Origin of the sequence: Kitasatospora humi (assembly GCF_020907985.1) — a bacterium.
In the GTDB taxonomy this organism is placed as follows: domain Bacteria; phylum Actinomycetota; class Actinomycetes; order Streptomycetales; family Streptomycetaceae; genus Kitasatospora; species Kitasatospora humi.
In genome coordinates, this window is sequence record NZ_JAJJPA010000005.1 from 90,459 (window position 1) to 105,426 (window position 14,968).

Genomic DNA, 14,968 nt, shown 5'->3' on the forward strand with positions numbered 1-14,968 from the left:
CCGACAGCATACCCGGAATTGTTCAACTTTCTACAATCTCCGCCCCGGCTAGGCGGCGGCCGGCGCCGGGGCGGCCATGGTCCGCACCTCCAGGAGCGAGGCCGAGTGGCGCTCCGCCTCGAAGGCCGCGAAGCCGCCGCGCAGGCCGAACAGCCGCTTGGAGAGCAGGATCCACAGCACCGCGGCGATGTTGACCAGGGTGGTCACCACCTTGACCGCCGACACGTGGTGGCTCAGCTCGTACCCCTCGGGAACCAGGAACACGCCGGTGGCCACCACGGCGAGGTACTCCGCCCAGCGCTTGTTCAGCCACAGCCCGACGCCCTCGACGCCCTCGATCAGCGAGTAGACCGTGATCCCGGCGGCCACGAAGACCAGGGTCTTCTTCTTGAAGTCGAACGCCTTGCGGATGGTGTCGACCACCGAGGCGTGCTCCAGGTCCCAGTGGAAGTGGTCGGCCACGGGCTTGAGCGTCGTCAGGTCGTGCTCGAAGAGCTCGCGCACCGCGTCCTGGCTGTTGGAGAACTTCCAGACCGCCCAGGCGGCCAGCAGCCCGAGCACCGCGCGGAACACCCGCTCCGCCGCCAGGAACCGCAGCACGAAGAGCTCGCGCAGCGCCTTGCCGCGCGGCACCAGCGGTGCGTCGGCCGCCGGGCCGCCGCCGTGCGGGGCGCCCAGCGAGAAGTCGCCGCAGCGCAGGCAGCGCCAGGCGTCGCCCATCGCGGTGGCGGCGTGCAGCCGGGAGCGCAGCTCGGGCTCGGTGGGTGCGTAGGTGATGTGGCCGCGCTTGGCGCAGGTGCGGCGGTTCCAGTCGCGTTTGAACATGTCGTGCACTTCCCCCGTCGGGCCTTGTTGGCTGCCGTGCGCCAGCAGGATAGCGACGCCCTCACACGCCGGGCCACGGGCGTGTGACCATCGCTACCCGGCCCCGGCCCCCGTTCCCCCGAACGAGCGACACATAATGGGCGACGGCTTGTGCTCCCCTTCACAAGCGTCCCCGTGTCCGCCCCCGCCCCCGTGAGGTACTCCCCGCCATGCAGAACAGCGCCGCGCACCGCCTGCGTCTCGTCTCCGGCCCCGAAGGCCTGTCCTTCATACTCCTGCTGGTCGGCGTGGTGCTGAAGTCGACCACCAGCTTCAACCCGGTCCCGGTGCTCGGCTGGATCCACGGGATGCTGTTCCTCGCCTACGTGGCCTTCCTCTACCTGGCCTGGCAGCAGCAGCGGTGGGACGTCAAGAAGGTGGCGCTGCTGTTCGTCCTCTCGGTGCTCCCGACCGGCGGTTTCTTCGCCGAGCGGATGCTGGCCAAGGAGGAGAAGGGGCAGCCGGCCGCCGGGGCCGCGTAGCCGGTCCACCATGCGGGCGTCCGCCGGGCCCCGGTCCGGCCGCCGGTACGGTGTGGAGCGTGGCCAAACCCCTCTCGCTCGAATTCGACCCGATCGCCCGCGCCGACGAGCTGTGGACGCAGCGCTGGGGTCGGGTGCCCGCGATGGCGGCGATCACCTCGGTGATGCGTGCCCACCAGATCCTGCTGGCCCGGGTCGACGGGGTGGTCAAGCCCTACGGTCTGACCTTCGCCCGTTACGAGGCGCTGGTGCTGCTGACCTTCAGCCGGACCGGCGAGCTGCCGCTCTCCAAGATGGGCGAGCGGCTGATGGTCCATCCGACCAGCGTGACCAACACGGTGGACCGCCTGGAGAAGGCCGGGCTGGTCTCCCGCCGGCCCAACCCGTCGGACGGGCGCGGGGTGCTGGCCACCATCACCCGGCGCGGCCGGGAGGTCGTGGAGCAGGCCACCCGGGAGCTGATGGCGATCGAGTTCGGCCTGGAGTCCTATGACGAGGAGCAGTGCCGACAGGTGTTCGAGCTGCTCAAGCCGCTGCGGGTGGCCGCCGGGGACTTCGCCGAGGGGCGCGTCGAGGACTCCTGAGGAAGGCCGGTTACCCTCTATCGGAGCCCCTCGTCTAGTGAAGGCTGTCGACCCATGAAGTCCACCCCCCTGCTGGCCTGGTACCGCGCCCTGGCCATCGCCACCGGCTGCGCGCTGCTGATCTTCTGCGGCTTCATGATCGCGAAGTACGGCTTCGACACCGCCCAGAACGCCACCATGTACGTGGCGATGCTGCACGGCTACCTGTACATCGGGTACTTCATCGTGACCTTCCTGCTCGGGCAGAAGCTCAAGTGGCCGCTGGGCCGCCTGGTCTTCACGCTGGCGGCCGGCTGCATCCCGTTCGCCTCCTTCATCGCCGAGCGCCGGGTCGTCCGGGAGACCGCGGCCGCCACCGCCCCGGTCGCCGCCGAGGAGCCGGTCAGCGCCTGACCGGGCGAGCACCGCAGCAGCGAGGAACCCCGCCCAGTGGGCGGGGTTCCTCGCGTTCGGCGGCGCAGGGCGGGCAGCCCGGGGGGCGCTCGGAGTCGAAGCCGGCGACGCCGCCGCCGGGGAGGCGGGCGGTCTCCGCAGCGGTTCCGACGTCCCGCCGACCAGACTCGGTGCGCTCGCCGCGCGGTCATCCATCGACAAATAGTAGGACGTCCGAGTAAATTCGAACTGCTAGGACGTCCTACCACTTACCCGGGAGCGAGGCCATGGACGCCGAGGAGATCGAGCAGGGCCGGCAGCGCTGGCAGCAGCGCTACGACCGGGCTCGCAAGCGCGACGCCGACTTCACCACCCTCTCGGGCGACGAGGTGCAGCCGGTCTACGGACCGCCCGCCGGCCAGGCCCACGAGGGTTTCGAGCGGATCGGCTGGCCGGGCGAGTACCCGTACACCCGCGGCCTGCACGCCACCGGCTACCGCGGCCGGACCTGGACCATCCGCCAGTTCGCCGGTTTCGGCAACGCCGAGCAGACCAACGAGCGCTACCGGATGATCCTGGAGGCGGGCGGCGGCGGCCTCTCGGTCGCCTTCGACATGCCGACCCTGATGGGTTACGACTCGGACGACGCCCGCTCGCTCGGTGAGGTCGGCCACTGCGGTGTGGCGATCGACTCGGCCGCCGACATGGAGGTGCTGTTCAACGGCATCCCGCTCGGCGACGTCACCACCTCGATGACGATCAGCGGCCCGGCCGTGCCGATCTTCTGCATGTACCTGGTGGCCGCCGAGCGCCAGGGGGTCGACCCGGGCGTGCTCAACGGCACCCTGCAGACCGACATCTTCAAGGAGTACATCGCGCAGAAGGAGTGGCTCTTCGCCCCCGAGCCGCACCTGCGCCTGATCGGCGACCTGATGGAGTACTGCGCGCAGGGCATCCCCGCCTACAAGCCGCTCTCCGTCTCCGGCTACCACATCCGCGAGGCCGGGGCCACTGCCGCCCAGGAGCTCGCCTACACCCTGGCCGACGGCTTCGCCTACGTGGAGCTGGGCCTCTCCCGCGGGCTGGACGTGGACGTCTTCGCTCCGGGCCTGTCGTTCTTCTTCGACGCGCACCTGGACTTCTTCGAGGAGATCGCCAAGTTCCGTGCGGCCCGCCGGATCTGGGCCCGCTGGCTGCGCGACCGGTACGGCGCGAAGAGCGAGAAGGCGCAGTGGCTGCGGTTCCACACCCAGACCGCCGGCGTCTCGCTGACCGCCCAGCAGCCCTACAACAACGTGGTGCGCACCGCCGTGGAGGCGCTCTCCGCGGTGCTCGGCGGCACCAACTCGCTGCACACCAACGCCCTCGACGAGACCCTCGCGCTGCCCAGCGAGCAGGCCGCCGAGATCGCGCTGCGCACCCAGCAGGTGCTGATGGAGGAGACCGGGGTGGCCAACGTGGCCGACCCGCTGGGCGGTTCCTGGTACGTGGAGGCGCTGACCGACAGGATCGAGGCGCAGGCCGAGGAGATCTTCCAGCGCATCCTGGCCAAGGGGTCCGAGGACCACCCGATCGGCCCGATGACGGCCGGCATCCTGCGCGGCATAGAGGAGGGCTGGTTCACCGGCGAGATCGCCGAGGCCGCCTTCCAGTACCAGCAGAAGGTGGAGAAGGGCGAGAAGCGGGTGGTGGGCGTCAACTGCTTCCCGGGCTCGGTCACCAAGGAGCTGGAGATCCTCCGGGTCAGCCACGAGGTGGAGCGGGAGCAGGTCCGGGTGCTGGGCGCGCGCAAGGCGGCGCGCGACGAGGCCGCGGTGCGCGCCGGGCTGGACGCGATGCTGGCCGCGGCCCGGGACGGCTCCAACATGATCCCGTCGATGCTGCAGGCGGTGCGGGCCGAGGCCACGCTCGGGGAGATCTGCGACGCGCTGCGCGGGGAGTGGGGGACCTACCGGGAGCCGGCCGGCTTCTGAGTCGCTCGCCGCGCACGCGACCGCCGGGTCGGCACCGCCGCCCGGCGGTTCGCCGTGTCAGCAGCCGGGGCAGCCGGACACGAGGCCCTGGTTGAGGAGCAGGTCGATGAAGCGGTTGATCCAGACCGGATCGGCCGGCTCGCCGATCACCAGCATCCGGTGCTCGACCGCGCCGGCGATGGTGTCGAAGATGATGTCGATCTGCTCGGCGATCGCGGTCGCGTCGCCGTCCGCCGGTACTTCGCCGCGGGCCACCGCGTGGGCCAGCCCCTCGTGCACCAGCCGCTTCTGCGGGTCGACGATGTGCTCGCGGATCCGCCGGCGCAGCTGCGGGTCGCGGCTGCCCTCGGCGAACAGCGCGAGCAGCGCGGCCTGGCTCTCCGGGCGGGCCAGCAGGTCGGCGAACTGCGCGACCACGTCGGCGATGTCGGCCCGCAGGCTGCCCCGGTCGGCGATCTCCAGCTCGTCGAAGAGGCTCGCCACCGCGTCCACCACCAGCTCGTTCTTGGACGGCCAGCGCCGGTAGAGGGTGGTCTTGGCGACGCCGGCCCGCACCGCGACGTCGCCCATGGTCAGGCCGCCCCAGCCGAGTTCGGCCAGGGCCTCGCGGGTGGCGTCGAGGATCGCGCGGTCCGCGGCGGCACTGCGCGGGCGGCCCTTTGCACGATGTGGTGCGGGCGGCGTCGCGGGCTGTGTCGCGGGCTGCGGGGTGGGGGCCACCGCGTCTCCTCATCGGTACTGGTCAGTAGCTTGGGTGGGGGAGATGCCACGGTAGCCGCAGCGGACGGGGCGGCGGAAGTCGTCGTCGAAAGTGGGCCACGTCACGCCGGCCGGTGCCGGGTGGGGGTTGCGCCACGGGGCGTCCGGGGAGATACGCTACGACCTGTAGCGAATAGAGCGACAACCACGCGCCGGCCCTGTGGGAGGGGCGGGCGCGGCAGCGCGGGTGGGGATCCGCGTGACGGGCTCAGCTACCGGGGCGTCCGCGGCATTTCCTCGCGGATGGCGCCCGGCACCGGCGCGCAAGGGGGAGGATGGTGCCATGCAGCCACGGAACACGCATTTGAACAGCGCCGCCCTGCGCGGCGCGGTCGACCTCGCCGCGGTGAAGGCGGCCGGCGAGGCCGCCCAGAAGGCCGAGCAGGCCCGCGCCGAACGCGCCCGTCAGGCCGCCGCCGGGGGCGACGGGGAGAACGCCGCCGCGGCCGGCTACCCGCTGGTGATCGACGTCACCGAGGAGACCTTCGAGACCGAGGTCGTGCAGCGCTCCACCGAGGTTCCGGTGGTGATCGACTTCTGGGCCGAGTGGTGCGGCCCGTGCAAGCAGCTCAGCCCGATCCTGGAGCGGCTCGCCGAGGAGTACGCCGGCCGGATCGTGCTCGCCAAGATCGACGTGGACGCCAACCAGCTGATCGCCCAGCAGTTCGGCATCCAGGGCATCCCGGCCGTGATGGCCGTGGTCGCGGGCCAGCTGGTGCCGCTCTTCCAGGGCGCGGAGAACGAGGCCAACGTCCGCAAGGTGCTGGACCAGCTGATCCTGGTGGCCGAGCAGCGCTTCGGCGTCGTCGGCGGCACGGTCGGTGCGGGCGCCCCGGCGGCCCCTGCCGCGCCCAGCGACCCGGCGCTGAACGCCGCCCACGAGGCGCTGGACCGCGGCGACCTGGGCGGTGCGATCCAGGCCTACCAGAACGTGCTGGCCGAGCAGCCGGGCAACACCGAGGCCAAGCTGGGCCTCGCCCAGGCCGAGCTGCTGCGCCGGGTGGAGGGATTCGACCCGCAGGCGGTGCGCACCGCCGCGGCGAACGACCCGAAGGACGTGCGGGCCCAGCTGGACGCGGCCGACCTGGACTTGGTGGGCGGTCACGTGGAGGACGCCTTCGGGCGGCTGCTGGACGTGGTGAGCCGCACCGCCGGAGCCGACCGCGACACCGCCCGGCTGCGCCTGCTGGAGCTCTTCGAGGTGATCGGCCCGGAGGACCCGCGGGTCACGACGGCGCGCACCGCGCTGGCTCGCCTGCTCTTCTGACGCCGGGTCGGCCCGTCCCTGGGTGCCGCCGATGGCACGGCGGATGACCTGCGGTGTCGTCGGAGACAAGACGACAATAGGTGACCCGGACGAGGGGTTATCAAATCTTGACAACTCCCGCGCGCCATCACACCAGGTGATGGCGCGCGGGTGTTTCCTGCCTGTTTCCAGCAGATTTCTTTGAGTCGACCATCGGATTTCGTGACTCTGCGTCAATGTCATGATCAGCTCATGATCATTGTCACCAAATGTTGGATTACCCGTCAGTAAGGCGCCTCTTGTGCTTCGGCCGGGATTCCAGCACGATCGGCGACGCCCGGTCCCTCACTTCATCCTCCGGCAGCTTGCCGGACACCTGGAGTGCGGGATCCCCACCGGGTAACCGCCGGACCCCTCCGGCGGTTGGGAGGGCAGGGGGGTGTCCGCGTCCCACCGCGGTTCCTGTCCTCGTTCCGGTCGCGCGACCCCGCGTGGCCGGCTGGTTGTCGCTCGGGGGGTGAACACCGGTTGTCGGCTCGCTGTGTACCGGTGCTCGTCGCCACCGAGGACGTAGCTCTTCTCCCATCCCCGGCCGGTCCCTCCGGCCGACCGGAGATGTACGTCCGAGAAGGAGGACACGCATGTCCAAGACTTATGGCAAGACCCGCTGGAAGCGCTTCGCCCTCGTGATGGTGCCCAGCATCGCCGCCACCGCCGGTATCGGCATCAGCATCGCCCAGAGCACCCTGGCCGCCTCGTTCGCCGTCTCCGGCCAGCAGTTCAAGGTCACCGTCGACCACCTGCGCGGCACGGACTTCTCGCAGTTCGGCTCGGTCGACGTCCAGGCCGACGGCAAGACCATGCACCCCGTCGCGGTCTCGGCCTTCGACAAGGCCACCCTGCACAACATGTGCCAGTCCGTGGTCACCGACCTCAGCGGGATCGGCCTGGGCAAGTGGACCCTGCAGCTGCACGCCGGGCAGGCCCCCGAGGCGAACTCGACCGACGACCAGAACAGCTACGACCCGTCCACGGACACGAGCCAGGTCCAGGCCAGCAACCTGCTGATCGACATGACCGACCTGAGCGCGGACGCGACCTTCCACTCGATCAACATCGGCCAGGACGCGTCCACGCTGCCGGGCTCCGCCGCCCAGGGCTTCAAGGACATCAAGGGCCAGGGGCTGCCGAGCGGCGCCCAGGGCTTCGCCCAGTCCGCCCCCAAGGCCGAGCTGCACAACGTGCACCAGACGGCCTGGGCCACCTCGGCCGGCACCTTCAAGCTGCCGGACCTGAAGCTGGGCATCAGCCAGGGCGACAACGAGTGCTACTAGTCCGCGCCTGACGGTCCGTCCGGCCGGGTCACAGCGCCGGACGGCACCGAACGGAACGGAACCGGGACCGCGACCGCGGCCCCGTCAGGCAGGGGGCGGCTGGTTCGAGCCGTCCCCTGGCCGCACACCCAGAGTCTCCACCCTCGGACAGATTCGCGAGGAGTTCCATCGTGACCACCGCAACTGCCAACCAACAGCTCGACGGCGCCGGCCGGTCAGTCCCGCTGGGAGTGCGGTTCCGCGCCTGGCGCCGCAGCCGGCCGTTCTGGGGCGGCATGGTGGCGGTCCTCGCCGGTCTGCCGATCCTGTACTTCCCGTACGCGCACCTGAGCCTGGGCGGGCTCAGCATCGCGATGTCGACCACCGCGGGAGCCGGCTCGCTGGTCATCGGTCTGCTGCTGATGCTGCTCGGGGTGGCCGCCTGGTTCCAGCCGATGAGCCGGGTGTTCTGCGGCGTCGGCGTCACCATCCTGACCCTGATCTCGCTCCCCGTCTCCAACCTGGGCGGCTTCGGGCTGGGCCTGATCCTGGGCCTGATCGGCGGCGGCCTGCTCTGCGCCTGGACTCCGCTGACCGAGGAGCAGCTCGCCGCACTGGCCGAGGCCGAGGCGGTCCGGCGCCCGATCGAGGCGCAGCTCGGCAGCCGCTGGGCGGGCGGCGACACCGCGCCGGCCGGCCTGGCGCAGTCGGTGGCCGCCGGGGAGGCGGCCGGTGAGCAGGCCGACGGCGCGCCCGCCGAGTCCGCCGCCACCGGGGCGGCGCAGGCCGAGCAGGCGGGAGCGGACGAGTGAGCGGGAGCGACAACCAAGCCGAGCCGGACCGGCCCGCCCGGCGCCGCGGCTCCGGTCGGCACGCCGCGCCGCGCGAGCGGGGCCGGAACCGGGCCAAGCTGCTGGGTGCCGCCGCGGTGCCGACCGCGCTGCTGATGGCCGCCACCGTGGCCCCCGAGCTGGCCCACGCGGCGACCGCCGGAGCCACGGCCAACTGCACCCCCGCGGCCACCCCGACCACCACCGTCACCCCGGTGCCCAAGAGCTCGCTCACGCCGCTGCCCGGCCCCGGCACGTCCGCGGCCACCACGGGCGGTCAGCCGGCCGCCGGAACGCCCGCCGCCGGCACGCCGAGCGCCGCCACCACGGGCAGCCGACCGGACGGGACGCCCGCCGCCGGCACGCCCAGCGCCGCGACGCCCAACGCCGACAAGCCCGGCGCCGCGACGCCCGCCGCCGCCGGCGGGGGCAGCGCGGGCAGCCGGTCGGTCGCCGCGACCGGAACGTCCGGCCATCCGGCCGCCGCCCCGGCCGCCGAGTCCGCCACCCGGACCGGCGCCGCCCCGCAGCAGGCCGCCACCGACGTCACCCGCCAGGCGGTGCAGGCCGCCGCCACCCAGCCGGGCACCCAGCAGAGCCAGGACCTGCTGGGGACCATCCTGGGCGGCATCGCCGGGATCTTCGACCCGGGCCACCAGAACCAGCAGACCCCGCCGCCGAGCCCGGCCGGCAGCCCGAGCCCGAGAGGTGGCACCGCCTCACCGAGCACCGCCTCACCGAGTGCCGCCGCCCCGAGGCCGAGCAGCGCCCCGACGGCGAGCGCCCCCGCCCCGGCCGCCCCCGCGCCCCGCGACGCCGCCCCGGTGGCACCCGGTGCCACCCCGGCCCCGGGCGGTGCGGGCACCGCGAACACCCCGGGCGGCGCGGGCGCCACCGGGAGTCCGTCGGCCGCCGCGGCCTCGGACGGCCCCGGCGCGACCCCCAGCGGCTCGGCCACCGCCGGGCCCTCGCCGAGCGACTCCGCCTCGCCGACCGGCACCGCCTCGCCCTCCGCGGTCGCCTCGGCCCTGGCGAACGGCGACGCCCGTCCGCTCTGCCCGGTGGACACCAGCAAGGTCGCGGCCTCCGGCGCGCTGACCGGCAACGTGGTGCCGGACCAGAGCTGGACCCTGCACACCACCAAGCTGTCGCTCTACGGCGCGGTCTTCGGTGGCGTCTACGAGGTGCACAGCCCGACCCGCACCTACCGGGTGCTCAAGTTCACCGTCTCCTCGGTGGACATCGACAATCTCGACATGTCGACGATCGAGAACACCGCGGCCGGCGGCGACAAGGCCAAGACCCTCCACGTGAAGGGCGGTCCTGGCACCACCTCGACCATGCGCAACGGGCCGATCACCATGTACGTGGAGAGCCTCAGCGGCGAGCTGGCCTCGCTCTACGGCATCCCGCTGCCGCCGCTGGGAACCATCACCCTCACCCCGGACACCCTGCCGGAGTGGCTGTACGACCTGATCGGCGCCATCCCGATCCCGCTCGACATGTCGCTGACCGGCGTCAAGGCGGTGCAGGCCGGCCAGTTCGGCGGTGACCTGCACATCCCCGGGATGCACCTCTACAACGACGACCAGCCCTACGACGGCCTCTGAGCCGCGACGCGCAGCGGGCCCCGCCGGTGTCGACCACCGGCGGGGCCCGCTCACGTGCCCCGGGTCAGTGACCGACCCGGGAGCCCAGGTGGTGCACCTGGACCATGTTGGTGTTGCCCGGGATCCCGGGCGGCGAGCCGGCGGTGACGATCACCGTCTCACCCGAGCCGAGGCGCTTCATGCTGAGCAGCTCCTGGTCGACCTGGAGCACCATCTGGTCGGTGGTTTCGACCTGCTCGGTCACATAGGCCTCGACGCCCCAGCTCAGCGCCAGCTGGTTGCGGGTGGTCGAGTCCGGGGTGAAGGCGATCACCGGGATCGGCGAGCGGTAGCGGGAGAGCCGGCGGGCGGTGTCACCGGACTTGGTGAAGGCCACCAGCGCCTGGGCGTTCAGGAAGTCGCCCAGCTCGCAGGCGGCGCGGGCCACCGAACCGCCCTGGGTGCGCGGCTTGCGGCCGGGGTTGAGCGGCTGCAGGCCCTGGGAGAGCAGCTCCACCTCGGCCTGCTCGGCGATCCGGCTCATCGTCTTGACGGTCTCGACCGGGTACTTGCCGACACTGGACTCGGCCGACAGCATCACCGCGTCCGCGCCGTCCAGGATCGCGTTGGCCACGTCCGAGACCTCGGCGCGGGTCGGGCGGGAGGCGTGGATCATCGACTCCATCATCTGGGTGGCGACGATCACCGGCTTGGCGTTGCGGCGGCAGAGCGTGATCAGCTGCTTCTGGACCAGCGGCACCTTCTCCAGCGGGTACTCCACCGCCAGGTCGCCGCGGGCCACCATGACCGCGTCGAAGGCGAGGACGATCTCCTCCATCGCCTCGACCGCCTGCGGCTTCTCGATCTTGGCGATCACCGGCACCCGGATGCCGACCTCGTCCATGACCTTGTGCACGTCGTCGATGTCGGCGGCGTTGCGCACGAACGACAGGGCGACCATGTCGACGCCGAGGCGGAGCGCGAAGCGCAGGTCCTCCTTGTCCTTCTCGGACAGGGCCGGCACGTTGACGGCCGCCCCGGGCAGGTTGATGCCCTTGTTGTTGGAGAGCACCCCGCCCTCGACCACCACGGTCCGCACCCGCGGGCCGTCGACGCTGACGACCTCCAGGGCGATGACGCCGTCGTTGATCAGGATCGGGTCGCCGGGCTTCACGTCGCCGGGCAGGCCCTTGTAGGTGGTGCCGCACATGTGCTGGTCACCGGGAACGTCTTCGGTGGTGATGGTGAACGTGTCGCCGTTGTCAACGGTCACCGGGCCGTTGGCGAAGGTCGCCAGACGGATCTTGGGGCCCTGCAGGTCGGCCAGCACACCGATGGTGCGGCCGGTGTCCTCGGCCACCTGGCGGACCTTCAGGTACCGCTCCTCGTGCTCCGAGTGGGAGCCGTGGCTCATGTTGAGACGGGCGACGTTCATGCCCGCCTCGACAATGGCCTTCAACTGTTCATACGAGTCCGTGGCCGGACCCAGGGTGCAGACAATTTTTGCTCGGCGCATATCGATGATCCTATCCGTATGAGTTATTCACGGAACGGGGACGAGCCACTCAACCCGGCCATTAACCCTGGTGGACCACGGTGTACGCCTGCTGGGCGATCTCCAGTTCCTCGTCGGTCGGTACCACCGCGACCACTACTCGTGAGTATTCCGGGGAAATCACCCGGGCCTGACCGGAACGCACCGAGTTGAGCTCCGGATCGACCTCGATGCCCAGTTCGGTCAGGCCCGCGCAGGCGGCGGCCCGCACCGGCGCGGCGTTCTCGCCCACGCCCGCGGTGAAGGCGATCGCGTCCACCCGGCCGAGCACCGCGTAGTAGCCGCCGAGGTACTTGCGCAGCCGGTGCACATAGGCGTCGAAGGCGAGCCGGGCGGCCCGGTCGCCGTCCTCGGCCCGCCGCATGACCTCGCGCATGTCGTTCTCGCCGCACAGGCCGAGCAGACCGCTGCGGCGGTTCAGCAGGTCGTCGATCTCGTCGATGGAGAGTCCGCCGACCCGGTGCAGGTGGAACACCACGCCCGGGTCGATGTCACCCGAACGGGTGCCCATCACCAGGCCCTCCAGCGGGGTCAGCCCCATCGAGGTGTCCACGCAGACCCCGCCGGCCACCGCGGCCGCGGAGGCGCCGTTGCCCAGGTGCAGCACGATCACGTTGACCTCGGCCGGATCCTTGCCCAGCAGCCGGGCGGTGGCCCGGGAGACGTACTGGTGCGAGGTGCCGTGGAAGCCGTAGCGGCGCACCCGGTGCTCGTCGGCGACCGCGGTGTCGATCGCGTAGCGGGCCGCGTGCTCCGGAACGGTGCTGTGGAAGGCGGTGTCGAACACGGCCACCTGCGGCAGGTCGGGGCGCAGCGCCCGGGCCACCTCGATGCCGGTGATGTTGGCCGGGTTGTGCAGCGGCGCCACCGGGACCAGTCGGCGGATCTCGGTCAGCACCTCGTCGGTGACCACGGTCGGCGCGGTGAACCGCTTGCCGCCGTGCACCACCCGGTGGCCGATCGCGGCCAGCTCGGGGGAGTCCAGGCCGACGCCGTCGGCGGCCAGCTCGGCGGCCACCGCCGTGAGCGCGGCCGCGTGGTCGGCGAAGACCCGCGCCGACTCGCGCCGCTCGCCGTTGAGCGGGGTGTGCACCAGCCGGCCGGTGCTCTCGCCGATCCTCTCCACCAGGCCGACCGCCAGCCGCCGGCCGTCCAGCATCTCGATCAGCTGGTACTTGACCGACGAGGAGCCGGCGTTGAGCACCAGGATCCGGGTCGCCTCACGCACCGCCGGACTCCTTGACACCGTCGATCTCCTTGGACTGGGCCTGGATGGCGGTGATCGCCACCGTGTTGACGATGTCCTGCACCAGCGCGCCGCGGGACAGGTCGTTGACCGGCTTGCGCAGGCCCTGCAGCACCGGGCCGACCGCCACCGCGCCGGCCGAGCGCTGCACGGCCTTGTAGGTGTTGTTGCCGGTGTTGAGGTCCGGGAAGACCAGCACGGTGGCCCGGCCGGCGACCTCGGAACCCGGCAGCTTGGTGGCCGCCACCTGCGGGTCGACCGCGGCGTCGTACTGGATCGGGCCCTCCACCAGCAGGTCCGGGCGCTGCTCGCGGACCAGCTCGGTGGCCGCGCGGACCTTGTCCACGTCGGCGCCCGAGCCGGAGCTGCCGGTGGAGTAGGAGAGCATCGCCACCCGCGGCTCGACCCCGAACTGGGCGGCGGTCTCGGCGGAACGGATGGCGATGTCGGCCAGCTGCCGGGCGTCCGGGTCGGGGTTGACCGCGCAGTCGCCGTAGACCAGCACCCGGTCGGCCAGGCACATGAAGAAGACCGAGGAGACGATCGAGGCGCCCGGCGAGGTCTTGATCACCTCGAAGGCGGGGCGGATGGTGGCGGCCGTGGAGTGCACCGAGCCGGAGACCATGCCGTCGGCGATGCCCTCCTGGACCATCAGGGTGCCGAAGTAGCTGACGTCGGTGACCACGTCCAGGGCGAGCTCGACGGTCATGCCCTTGTGCGCCCGCAGCTCGGCGTAGCGCTGGGCGAACCGGCGGCGCAGCGGCGAGGTGGCCGGGTCGACGATCCACAGCCGGGCCCGGTCGGTCGGCTCCACCGGTTCGACGGGCTCCGGCAGCGAGACGCCCAGGCTCGCCGCCTTGCGCCGGACGTCGTCCTGCGGGCCGAGCAGGGTCAGGTCGCAGATGTTGCGGCGCAGCAGGATCTCGGCGGCGCGCAGCACCCGCTCCTCGGTGCCCTCCGGCAGCACCACGTGCCGCCGGTCGGTGCGGGCCCGCTCCAGCAGCTCGTGCTCGAACATCATCGGGGTCACCCGGTCCGACCGGCCCAGTTCGACCCGGCTGGTCAGCTCGGCGGAGTCGACGTGCAGTTCGAACAGGCCCAGGGCGATCTCGGCCTTCCGGGGGCTGGACGCACCGAGCCGGCCCTCGATGTGGGTGAGCGCCGCGGCGGTCGGCCAGCTGCTCTCGTGCACCACGGCCACCGGGGTGCCCGGAGCCAGCCGGGCGGCCAGCGCCAGCACGTCCGGGCCCGGGTGCTGGTCCAGCGTCAGCATCACGCCGGCGAGCGGCGGGGCGCCGGCGGCGTGCGCGGCCAGCGAGCCGATCAGCAGGTCGGCCCGGTCCCCGGGGGTGACCACCAGGGCTCCCTCGGTCAGTGCGGCGAGGAAGGTCGGCAGCATCGCCCCGCCGAACACGAAGCCGCGGACGTCCCGGGCCAGCCCGGCGGCGTCGCCCAGCAGCACCTCGGCCCCGGTCGCCTCGACCAGCTGGGCCACCGTCGGGGCGGCCAGCGCCGGCTCCTCGGGGATCACGTAGACCGGCTCCGGCAGCTTGCCGGCGAGCCCGAGCAGCACCTGCGGCTCGGCACTCGGCAGCACCCGGTTGGCGATCGTCGCCAGTATCGAGCAGCCGAGGTCGGCGTAGGCGCGGTGGGCGTTGAGCACCTCGGCGGTGACGGTCTGCTGGTCCTTGTGCTGGCCGCCGACCACCGGCAGCACCAGGGCGCCGAACTCGTTGGCCAACCGGGCGTTGAAGGCCAGCTCGTCGGGGATGTTGGTGTCGGCGAAGTCGGTGCCCAGCACCAGCACCGCCTCGCACTTGCGCTCCAGCGCGCGGAACCGCTCGACCAGCACCGAGACCAGCTCGTCCTGGCCCTGGGCGGCGGCCAGCGCGGCCGCCTGCTCGTAGCTGAGCCCGTAGAGCTCGGGGGCCGGCAGGGCCACCCGGTAGCGCGACCGCAGCAGCTGCAGCATGTGGTCGGCCCGCCCCGGCGCGTCGGTGTGCACCAGCGGGCGGAACACCCCGACCCGGTCCACCTGGCGGCTCAGCAGTTCCATGACCCCGAGCTCGACCGCCTGCCGGCCGTCCCCCCGGTCGATCCCGGTCACGTACACACTGCGAGCCACTGCCGTTCCCCGTTCGGTCGTTCAGGCCCG

13 protein-coding genes are annotated in these 14,968 nt (G+C 72.1%); 8 read left to right on the forward strand and 5 right to left on the reverse strand.

Features of this window, described 5'->3' with window-relative positions:
* Window positions 1-48: 48 nt before the first annotated feature.
* Window positions 49-825 (reverse strand): DUF2127 domain-containing protein, encoded by a 777-nt coding sequence (locus LN042_RS07390; protein WP_230049650.1) that lies wholly within the window; start codon window positions 823-825, stop codon window positions 49-51.
* A gap of 209 nt (window positions 826-1,034) precedes the next feature.
* Here LN042_RS07390 and LN042_RS07395 point away from each other — a divergent pair, with 209 nt between their 5' ends.
* From LN042_RS07395 to icmA, 4 genes are all read left to right on the forward strand, one after another.
* The gene (locus LN042_RS07395; RefSeq protein WP_230049652.1) at window positions 1,035-1,346 is read left to right on the forward strand and encodes a DUF3817 domain-containing protein; all 312 of its coding nucleotides are present in this window, start codon (window positions 1,035-1,037) and stop codon (window positions 1,344-1,346) included.
* Window positions 1,347-1,405: 59 nt separating this feature from the next.
* Window positions 1,406-1,930, forward strand: coding sequence for a MarR family winged helix-turn-helix transcriptional regulator (locus LN042_RS07400; protein ID WP_230049654.1), 525 nt, complete (start codon window positions 1,406-1,408; stop codon window positions 1,928-1,930).
* 54 nt (window positions 1,931-1,984) lie between these two features.
* Complete coding sequence (locus LN042_RS07405) at window positions 1,985-2,323, forward strand: DUF3817 domain-containing protein (protein ID WP_230049656.1); 339 nt, start codon at window positions 1,985-1,987, stop codon at window positions 2,321-2,323.
* A 266-nt stretch (window positions 2,324-2,589) separates the two neighbouring features.
* A complete protein-coding gene (icmA, locus tag LN042_RS07410; protein WP_230049658.1) occupies window positions 2,590-4,275 on the forward strand; it encodes a coenzyme B12-dependent isobutyryl-CoA mutase large subunit in 1,686 nt (561 codons plus the stop codon).
* 57 nt (window positions 4,276-4,332) lie between these two features.
* On the opposite strand, the gene LN042_RS07415 is transcribed toward icmA, so the two are convergent.
* Window positions 4,333-4,995 (reverse strand): TetR/AcrR family transcriptional regulator, encoded by a 663-nt coding sequence (locus LN042_RS07415; protein WP_230049660.1) that lies wholly within the window; start codon window positions 4,993-4,995, stop codon window positions 4,333-4,335.
* Window positions 4,996-5,317: 322 nt separating this feature from the next.
* Between LN042_RS07415 and trxA the strand changes: the two genes are divergently transcribed.
* From trxA to LN042_RS07435, 4 genes are all read left to right on the forward strand, one after another.
* Window positions 5,318-6,301 carry a thioredoxin gene (gene trxA / locus LN042_RS07420; protein ID WP_230049662.1) on the forward strand — a complete coding sequence of 328 codons (984 nt, stop codon included), beginning with the start codon at window positions 5,318-5,320 and terminating at the stop codon, window positions 6,299-6,301.
* Window positions 6,302-6,921: 620 nt separating this feature from the next.
* A complete protein-coding gene (locus tag LN042_RS07425; protein ID WP_230049664.1) occupies window positions 6,922-7,614 on the forward strand; it encodes a DUF6230 family protein in 693 nt (230 codons plus the stop codon).
* A 170-nt stretch (window positions 7,615-7,784) separates the two neighbouring features.
* The gene (locus tag LN042_RS07430; RefSeq protein ID WP_230049666.1) at window positions 7,785-8,405 is read left to right on the forward strand and encodes a DUF6114 domain-containing protein; all 621 of its coding nucleotides are present in this window, start codon (window positions 7,785-7,787) and stop codon (window positions 8,403-8,405) included.
* Entirely contained in the window at window positions 8,402-10,033 is a 1,632-nt protein-coding gene (locus LN042_RS07435; protein ID WP_230049668.1) for a hypothetical protein, read from the forward strand. The genes LN042_RS07430 and LN042_RS07435 overlap by 4 nt, the downstream gene beginning before the upstream one ends.
* Before the next feature lie 64 nt (window positions 10,034-10,097).
* Here the strand turns inward: LN042_RS07435 and pyk are convergent, their stop codons facing one another.
* From pyk to pta, 3 genes are all read right to left on the reverse strand, one after another.
* Window positions 10,098-11,528 (reverse strand): pyruvate kinase, encoded by a 1,431-nt coding sequence (pyk, locus tag LN042_RS07440; RefSeq protein ID WP_230049670.1) that lies wholly within the window; start codon window positions 11,526-11,528, stop codon window positions 10,098-10,100.
* A gap of 61 nt (window positions 11,529-11,589) precedes the next feature.
* Window positions 11,590-12,795, reverse strand: coding sequence for an acetate kinase (locus LN042_RS07445; protein WP_230049672.1), 1,206 nt, complete (start codon window positions 12,793-12,795; stop codon window positions 11,590-11,592).
* Entirely contained in the window at window positions 12,788-14,938 is a 2,151-nt protein-coding gene (pta, locus tag LN042_RS07450; RefSeq protein ID WP_230049674.1) for a phosphate acetyltransferase, read from the reverse strand. Before pta ends, LN042_RS07445 begins: the two co-directional genes overlap by 8 nt.
* Between the last annotated feature and the right edge of the window lie 30 nt (window positions 14,939-14,968).

Excerpts from the sequence above, each read along its gene's own strand:
- LN042_RS07390 (WP_230049650.1), bottom strand. The coding sequence starts at position 825 with ATGTTCAAACGCGACTGGAACCGCCGCACCTGCGCCAAGCGCGGCCAC.
- LN042_RS07395 (WP_230049652.1), top strand. The coding sequence starts at position 1,035 with ATGCAGAACAGCGCCGCGCACCGCCTGCGTCTCGTCTCCGGCCCCGAA.
- LN042_RS07405 (WP_230049656.1), top strand. The coding sequence starts at position 1,985 with ATGAAGTCCACCCCCCTGCTGGCCTGGTACCGCGCCCTGGCCATCGCC.
- icmA (WP_230049658.1), top strand. The coding sequence starts at position 2,590 with ATGGACGCCGAGGAGATCGAGCAGGGCCGGCAGCGCTGGCAGCAGCGC.
- trxA (WP_230049662.1), top strand. The coding sequence starts at position 5,318 with ATGCAGCCACGGAACACGCATTTGAACAGCGCCGCCCTGCGCGGCGCG.
- LN042_RS07425 (WP_230049664.1), top strand. The coding sequence starts at position 6,922 with ATGTCCAAGACTTATGGCAAGACCCGCTGGAAGCGCTTCGCCCTCGTG.
- pyk (WP_230049670.1), bottom strand. The coding sequence starts at position 11,528 with ATGCGCCGAGCAAAAATTGTCTGCACCCTGGGTCCGGCCACGGACTCG.